General features: G+C 36.3%; 7 protein-coding genes. 2 read left to right on the top strand and 5 right to left on the bottom strand.

Features of this window, described 5'->3' with window-relative positions; genetic code table 11:
- Positions 1-160 precede the first annotated feature (160 nt).
- Both AC11ZT_RS04530 and AC11ZT_RS04525 read right to left on the bottom strand, forming a co-directional pair.
- Positions 161-874: a lysophospholipid acyltransferase family protein gene (locus AC11ZT_RS04530; protein WP_484058464.1), complete on the bottom strand. Its 714-nt coding sequence runs from the start codon at positions 872-874 to the stop codon at positions 161-163.
- Between the two features lie 218 nt (positions 875-1,092).
- The gene (locus AC11ZT_RS04525; RefSeq protein ID WP_484058463.1) at positions 1,093-1,728 is read right to left on the bottom strand and encodes an FMN-dependent NADH-azoreductase; all 636 of its coding nucleotides are present in this window, start codon (positions 1,726-1,728) and stop codon (positions 1,093-1,095) included.
- Between the two features lie 356 nt (positions 1,729-2,084).
- On the opposite strand from AC11ZT_RS04525, the gene AC11ZT_RS04520 reads away from it, so the two are divergent.
- Positions 2,085-2,720: a 3D domain-containing protein gene (locus AC11ZT_RS04520; RefSeq protein ID WP_484058462.1), complete on the top strand. Its 636-nt coding sequence runs from the start codon at positions 2,085-2,087 to the stop codon at positions 2,718-2,720.
- A gap of 168 nt (positions 2,721-2,888) precedes the next feature.
- Positions 2,889-3,377 (top strand): dihydrofolate reductase, encoded by a 489-nt coding sequence (locus AC11ZT_RS04515; protein ID WP_484058461.1) that lies wholly within the window; start codon positions 2,889-2,891, stop codon positions 3,375-3,377.
- A gap of 159 nt (positions 3,378-3,536) precedes the next feature.
- Here AC11ZT_RS04515 and thyA read toward each other — a convergent pair whose 3' ends face one another.
- The 3 genes from thyA to AC11ZT_RS04500 form a co-directional block, all read right to left on the bottom strand.
- Entirely contained in the window at positions 3,537-4,331 is a 795-nt protein-coding gene (gene thyA, locus AC11ZT_RS04510; RefSeq protein WP_484058460.1) for a thymidylate synthase, read from the bottom strand.
- An 88-nt stretch (positions 4,332-4,419) separates the two neighbouring features.
- Entirely contained in the window at positions 4,420-4,998 is a 579-nt protein-coding gene (locus tag AC11ZT_RS04505; RefSeq protein WP_484058459.1) for a YpjP family protein, read from the bottom strand.
- Positions 4,999-5,288: 290 nt separating this feature from the next.
- On the bottom strand, positions 5,289-6,128 hold the full coding sequence (locus AC11ZT_RS04500; RefSeq protein WP_484058458.1) for a conjugal transfer protein TrbL family protein: 840 nt from the start codon (positions 6,126-6,128) through the stop codon (positions 5,289-5,291).
- Positions 6,129-6,175: the final 47 nt, after the last annotated feature.

The raw sequence follows: 6,175 nt of genomic DNA, 5'->3' as shown, positions 1-6,175 counted from the left end.
TTATGTTTGGAGAGGATTTAAATACCATCATATGGTTTGGCATATATTCGTACTATTAGGGACAACTGCTCATTTCTTTGCCGTTTTAATTTATTTATTATAAACGCAAGAAAAATTGAAACAAGCTAGTCCTTTTGTACTAGCTTGTTTCAAAACATTATCATTTGTTTGATTCAATAATTTCACGACAATAGCGCGCTAATTCATTCATATCCATGTCCTGATATTGCTTTGCATAAATCGGTTCATGAACTGTTAACGTAATGTTAGCAGGTTGTACCCGATTATTATTTGCTTCTAAAATGTTATACGTTCCATTAATTGTAATCGGTACAACTGGTACACCCGATTTAACGGCCAAGTGAAAACTACCAGACTTAAATTCTCCCATGTCTTTCCCCTTACTTCTTGTTCCTTCCGGAAAAATAACAAGAGAATGTCCAGCCTTCAAATTTTGTATACCATCCTTAATTGCCTGTAACGACTGTCTTCGATTACTTCGGTCCATAAATACGCTATTCATAAGCGTCATCCAGTCTTTCACAATAGGTAATTTCTGCATCTCTGCTTTCGAAATAAATCCAAGCGGAGTTTGCAAATACCCCATTAAAAGTGGAATATCGAAGTTACTCTGGTGATTGCTCACAAAAAGAACAGCTTGATGTTTGGGAATGCGTTCAAGTCCCTTCACATCTACCTTTGAGCCTGTTATTTGTATCATCCCTTGTCCAAACCAATTCGGTGTTTGATGAATGATTCGATCTCTCTCTTCTGTAGAAAGAGTATCGGGTAGCTTCTTAAAACGAACTAAACTCGGTATGGTCTTTAAAACAAGAAAAATTATTCCTATAGCAGCAAATATAGTACGAATCATAATAAACCCCCAAATTTCATACATTCGAGTCTTATTATACAAGACTCTCCTTAGAAAAAGAAGAAAAAATCAAAATGAGGATGGTAGGTAAGAAAGGTTTCTACCTTCTTACCTACCATCCTCTGTTTGTGATGTATCGTCATGTTAACCTACTTTTCCAAATAATCACTTCGGAGCTAAGTAGGCACGTGATTTACGACGTTTAAAGCGTTATGTGTTTACCAGTTTTTTGCTAAGTTTTTTGCTGCTTCAATAGCTTGTGCTTTAATTTCTTGTGCTTTATCAGCAGTTGCAGCCATACCTTCAACAGCTAGATATTCAACATCTGTAACACCCATGAAACCTAACACTGCTTTTAAGTGATTACGTCCAAAGTCATAACCAGCTGCAGGTCCTTCAGAATATACACCACCAGTAGCTTGAATATGAAGCGCTTTTTTGCCTTCTAGTAATCCTACAGGTCCGTTTTCAGTATATTTAAATGTTTGTCCAGCAATAGAAAGGTTATCAATGTATGCTTTCACAACTGGTGGATAGCTAAAGTTCCACATTGGTGTTACAAATACATAACGATCTGCGCTCTTAAATTGTTCAAGATTTGCAGTCATTGCACCAACTTTTTCTTGTTGAAGAGCACTAAGTTCTTCAAATGCAGTACCTGCACCTAATTTTCCCCATGCAGCCAATACATCACCATCAATCAAAGGTACATTTGTTGCAAATAAATCAACAGTTACAACTTCATCACTAGGGTTTGCTTCTTTATATGCTTTGATAAATTCTTCGCCAACAGCCTTACCATAAGAGATTGTTGCAGGATTTGGATTTGCAGTAATATAAAGTAATTTCGTCATGTTGTTTGCTCCTTTTTCTAATTAAAAATTATCTTAAATTTAAGAAATATAAGTAAAAAATAATCTACTTACATTACGTTAGCTAGTATATAAAAATGAAAAATGATTGTCAACTATAAGATCTTGTCCTTTTTATTATTAGCATTTGTAACATAAAACATGCCTTACGTATGCTACAAATTATAAATTCGACAACTTCCTATCATCTTCAACATCCGAATAATCAGTTTTATTACACCTTCATGACTCAATTAACATTGCCTTAACAATTCTATTACTTTACTTGCGAGCCTTTATTACATCGCCTATCCTTAATATACATTAAGGTAATAAATCCCATGTGAAAGGTGATGCTATTGCAGATTGTAAAACGATTTTTGTCGATTCGAATGGTTCCTACTCTTATAATTGCCGTAGGGTTTGGAGGGGCAACAGCGACCGTGCAAAGTCAATACGAAGGAGCAAAGCAACAGCACCAAGAAGTACAAAACGAATTGCAACAAAAAAACGAAGATTTAGAACGAAGGATACAGGATTTAACCCAACAAAAAGATCAGCTACAGCATAACATTCAGGATAAGGATACTGAAATAAAGGAAACCACGCAGCAGCTACAGGATGCAGATCATAAATTAGAACAAGCGGGAATCTCATTTTCCTCTCGTGACGAATCTGCTACCGTTCGTACTGTTACCGTTAAGGCAACTGCTTATTCAGCCGATCCTGTTGAAAACGGCGGTACATACCAAGGAAAAGTGCTAACGAAAACTGGTTATAGTCTAACCGATAATCCAAACGCAAAGATAATTGCGGTAGATCCAGCTATTATTCCACTTGGAAGTTCCGTATGGGTCGAGGGATATGGCTTTGCTAAAGCAATTGATACAGGTAGTGCGATTCAAGGGAATCATATCGATATATTTATGAATGATAAAGAACGAATGAATCAATGGGGGGTTCGTAACGTTCAAGTGAAAATTTTAACGCAATAACGTTATTCATCACAGAAATCATGAATGATTATTCATTCAAACAAAAGCTGGTAGTATAAACGAAAGTGGAAAGTTTAATTTTATTATGCTTCCTCTTTCGTTTTTTTTCTTTTTTCATGTATACTTGGGTAGAATATGATTATTTCCCTCAAAGGAGCTTATTACTTTATGTTTTCTATACTTGTAGCAATGGATGAAAATCGAATTATCGGTAAAAATAATACATTACCTTGGCATTTATCAAATGACTTAAAAAAGGTTAAAGCGCTCACCACTTCCAATATTATTGTACTGGGAAGAAAGAATTTTGAATCAATAGGAAAACCACTTCCCAACCGACTAAATGTTGTATTAACGAGAGACCTGAATGTTTTCATTCCAGGATGTGTTGTTATGCATTCCGTAGAGGAAGTTGTTACAGCCTTTCAACATGATACAAGAGAGGTATTTATTTTTGGAGGGGCTGAAATTTACAAGCAGTTTTTCCCGTTCGTTTCCAAAATGTACATAACATTTATTCATCACTCTTTTGAAGGTGATACGTATTTTCCGGCCTATAACAGCGAGGAATGGGATCTTGTAACACAAGAAGAAGGCATCATGGATGAAAAAAATCAGTACCCACATACTTTTTGTGTTCTACAACGAAAGAAATAAAGTGTAGAATTCGAAATATAGGTTTGGTGCGGAAATTTGGTACCGCAAGTACTCTTTTTCCTGTGCGCGGGCTCAATCCGAGCTGAATTTTTACATTCCTCATTCATAAACAAATAAGGCCACTGAAAAAAGCACTTTTTCAGTGGCCTTATTTGTTATTTATACCGAAACTTTTGCTTTAATACTTGGATGTGATTCATAACCTACTAATTCAAAATCTTCATACGTATAATCCAAGATAGAGGATGGCTTTCTCTTAATAACCAATTTTGGTAAAGGATATGGTGTACGAGTAAGCTGGAGCTTGGCTTGTTCGATGTGATTTGTATATAAATGGACATCTCCCCCTGACCAAATAAATTCCCCTACTTCAAGATCACATTGCTGTGCAATCATATGTGTCAACAATGCATAACTTGCAATATTAAATGGGACCCCTAGAAAAAAGTCCGCTGAACGCTGATTTAGCATACAAGAAAGTTTCCCGTCCACAACGTAGAATTGAAACGAATAATGACAAGGCGGCAACGCCATCTTATCAATCTCGCCCACATTCCATGCGCTTACTAGCAAACGTCTGGAATTCGGATTCGTTTTAATTTGTTGAATGACTTCGGAAATTTGATCGATAACTTTCCCATCCTTCGTTTCCCATGCACGCCATTGCTTACCATAGACAGGTCCAAGATTTCCTTCTTCATCGGCCCACTCATCCCAAATCGAAACACCATTTTCTTTTAAATAGGAGATGTTGGTATCACCTGTTAAAAACCAAAGAAGTTCATAGATAATGGAACGAAGATGTAATTTTTTCGTTGTAACGACCGGAAATCCTTCAGACAAATCAAATCTCATTTGTCTAGCAAATAACGAAATCGTTCCTGTACCAGTTCGATCGCCCTTCAATGTCCCATTATCTAAAATATCCTGCATGAGTTGTAAATATTGTTTCATTTGTAGAACCCTCCTCAATTGCAACTTGCTTGTTCTACTTTACAACATATACTGACAAAATAAAAGGCAAGAGACATTCTCTTACCTTTTATGATAACCATTGCGGAGGTTGATTTTTACCCCAATATATTTTTCCTAGTTCGTGGTGAGCAACAAAATTATCATTTGCCATATGGTAATGAAAATCAAAATAATAACCATCTTTAGGTGGATGATCCCGTCTTACGTGAAATCGTAATAGGTCTTCGTTTGTACGCGAATCGTAAATATGCATAATTTTTTCATTTTCCCCGCCTTTAGGGTATTGAGATACTGCTAGGTAGGAAAAAGATTGTGGAGATTGACTCTCTGCAAACGTTGTAATTGTATCGGTCACCTTTGGTAAAATCGTTTGATCAAATTTTGTAGCAATTACAGGGCTGATTTTTGATCCAAATTTTTCTTTTGATTGTCTATCTGCTTCGGAGACTACATAAGTCACGAATGACGCAGCTGAAAATTCATCAGCCTTTTCTTCTACTAGAGCTTGAGCTTGCGGGGCTTGCTCTACATTTACTTTGGATTTATCCGTCTTTGCTGGATCTAATAAAACAGCTGGCGGCGTAACAATGCCAAACGTACAAACCGTAATAATGACAACGAGCGCCTTTTTTAGGATTGTCAACATGTAGGTCATCTCCCTTCGACCTCTTCGTTCTGTGCATATGTCCATCATACAAAACATTTCTTTAAATTGTATTAAAAAAATGATACAACTTTTACACTACAAATGGGTGAAAAACAATAAAATTTCATAAAATATTAATACTTATGTAAGAATGCGTGAAAACGGCTTGCGAAAATAAATATCTCCCACATGCCCCTCTAATTTGCTCGTCCACAATAAAAAAGTCCAGTCTTGCAAAAAATACAAGGATGAACATTTTTTCCTATTCCCGTTTCAAATCTAATATGTATTTACTTCAAAAGTTTCGTTGTAACATACCTCAAAATAATCGTTTTGCCCGTACTACCAGCTGCACTTGCAGCTTTTCTCCCCGCCCCTGTGCTGTAAAGAAATCTTCGTAAAAAACTAGGCCCAGTTAGGCAAAATACCATAAATCCAAATCCAATAACAAAATCTTGTAATGTATTCGCATCGCCCATACTATTAATCGATATCCATATAATCATAATTTGTAAGCTTTGTGTAAATACAGTTGCAATTGTTTCTCGCCACCAAATGCTCCATATATTCATTTCTTCATTTACAATGGACCATGCCGCAAGCGGGCTCATAATGAATAAGATAAGTAACTCTACCGTTCGAATCACATACTGAATCGCAAGTAGGAGAAAAATGATTGCCATACCTAACCCTGCAAGTAATAAAGACGTTGCTCCTGCCCCGGGAATGGTCACAAATTTCGAGAACGTTTCTACTCGAATTCCTTTATTTAAAAAAATTTCTACAATTGCGTTATTAATTGGCAGAAACACGTCTTTTAATAGGAATGGTGCAAGCATCGCTACTGTTCCTCCAAGAAATGTTTTTACAATTACCTCTTGATAGCCACGCTGACTATAGCCGCCCACTTTATCAACAAGAATCTTAATCAGATTAAATACGAAAAATACGCCCCCAATCGTTACCGAAATCATAAGGACTATATGATATGCTTCGGATACATAAGGATAGCGCGTTAAATCTGTCGGTGCAAATAAATAGATAGAAAGCCAGCTAAAGGCAGCATTTGCAATATCACTCATTAAACCATGAATGAGCTCATTCACATATTCAATTGGGCTTTTGAACATCAACTTCCCCCTTACTGACTAGGCACATTTGTTAAAAACGTGATGTC

The organism is Ectobacillus sp., assembly GCF_056992975.1.
The sequence above is the reverse complement of the archived record's forward strand: the minus strand, read 5'-3'. Positions and strand labels throughout refer to the sequence as shown.

Coding starts and splice junctions, on each gene's coding strand:
- AC11ZT_RS04515 (WP_484058461.1), top strand. CDS start 2,889: ATGTTTTCTATACTTGTAGCAATGGATGAAAATCGAATTATCGGTAAA.
- thyA (WP_484058460.1), bottom strand. CDS start 4,331: ATGAAACAATATTTACAACTCATGCAGGATATTTTAGATAATGGGACA.
- AC11ZT_RS04500 (WP_484058458.1), bottom strand. CDS start 6,128: ATGTTCAAAAGCCCAATTGAATATGTGAATGAGCTCATTCATGGTTTA.
- AC11ZT_RS04530 (WP_484058464.1), bottom strand. CDS start 874: ATGATTCGTACTATATTTGCTGCTATAGGAATAATTTTTCTTGTTTTA.
- AC11ZT_RS04505 (WP_484058459.1), bottom strand. CDS start 4,998: ATGTTGACAATCCTAAAAAAGGCGCTCGTTGTCATTATTACGGTTTGT.
- AC11ZT_RS04525 (WP_484058463.1), bottom strand. CDS start 1,728: ATGACGAAATTACTTTATATTACTGCAAATCCAAATCCTGCAACAATC.